Origin of the sequence: Streptomyces tricolor, from assembly GCF_002155905.1 — a bacterium.
Taxonomy (GTDB): Bacteria; Actinomycetota; Actinomycetes; order Streptomycetales; family Streptomycetaceae; genus Streptomyces; species Streptomyces tricolor.
This window is the reverse complement of sequence record NZ_MUMF01000636.1, coordinates 1-1,152: the sequence shown is the minus strand read 5'-3', so window position 1 is coordinate 1,152 and position 1,152 is coordinate 1. Positions and strand designations below refer to the sequence as shown.

At 70.4% G+C, this 1,152-nt stretch carries 2 protein-coding genes; one reads left to right on the top strand and one right to left on the bottom strand.

Features of this window, described 5'->3' with window-relative positions; all coding sequences use genetic code 11:
- Positions 1-65 precede the first annotated feature (65 nt).
- Positions 66-953, bottom strand: a complete 888-nt coding sequence (gene ligD / locus CCN44_RS36110) for a non-homologous end-joining DNA ligase (protein WP_086702857.1) — start codon at positions 951-953, stop codon at positions 66-68.
- A gap of 53 nt (positions 954-1,006) precedes the next feature.
- Between ligD and CCN44_RS46815 the strand changes: the two genes are divergently transcribed.
- A partial coding sequence (locus CCN44_RS46815; protein ID WP_462509663.1) for a Ku protein occupies positions 1,007-1,152 on the top strand: 146 nt, incomplete at its 3' end.

Genomic DNA, 1,152 nt, shown 5'->3' with positions numbered 1-1,152 from the left:
GTCTGAGGGCGGTCCAGTGGACCGGGGGCGGCCGGGGCGGCGGCCGCCGTAGGGGCGCCTGCGGGTCACGGAACCGGAGCGGCCGACCCCGGATCCAGCAGCGGCGCCATCAGATCACCGAGGTCCTGAAGCCGCGGCGCGATGTCCTCCGCCCGGAGCTCCAGCTGCCCGGGGCTGCGGCAGTCGGCGACCTCCTCCCAGGTCACCGGCGCCGACACCAGCGGCGCTCGGCGGGCCCGCACGGTGTACGGGGTCGCGGTGGTCTTGCGGGCCGCGTTCTGGCTCCAGTCGACGAACACCTTCCCCGGCCTGAGGCTCTTGGTCATCCGGTGCACCACCAGCCGGGGCATCGCCCGCTCGGCCTCCACCGCCAGCGCCTTCGCGTACTCGGACGTCCGTTCGGAAGAACTCCCGCGCACGGCCGCCAGCAGATGCAGCCCCTTCGACCCGGCCGTCTTCGGGTACGCCTCGATCCCGTCCGCCGCGAGCCGCTCGCGCAGCCACAGGGCGACCTCGCAGCAGTGCACGATCGTCGCGGGCGCGCCCGGATCGAGGTCGATGACCAGCCGGTCCGCCTCCTCGGGGCGCTGCACCAGCCACTGGTGCGTATGGAACTCGGTGACCAGGTTCGCCGCCCAGACCAGGCTCGGCAGATCCTGCACCAGCACCATCCGGGCCGGGCTGTCCGCCGAGGACCGCGGCACCTCGGCGGTGGTGACCCACTCGGGCGTACCCGGCGGCACGTTCTTCGTGAAGAACAGCTGCCCCTCGGGGCCGTCCGGATAGCGCAGGAAGGACACCGCCCGGTCGCGCAGATGCGGCAGCAGGGCCGCGGCGGTGGTCGCGTAGTAGTGCAGCAGCTCCCCTTTGGTGAAGCCGGTCTCCGGATACAGCACCTTCTCCAGGTTGCTGAGCGCGACCCGGCGCCCCTCCACCTCTGTGATAGGCGTCATAGGATGACAATCCCAGACAAACCGGAGAAATCTCCAAAGGAAGGGTGCGGCACGTGCGATCGATATGGAACGGCGCCATCTCCTTCGGCCTCGTCAGCATCCCGATCAAGCTGGTGAACGCCACGGAGAGCCACGCCATCGCCTTCCGCCAGATCCATACCGAGGACAACGGCCGCATCCGCTACCGCAAGGTGTGCGA

Bases quoted from the DNA above. Each gene is read 5' to 3' on its own strand.
- ligD (WP_086702857.1), bottom strand. From the start codon at position 953: ATGACGCCTATCACAGAGGTGGAGGGGCGCCGGGTCGCGCTCAGCAAC.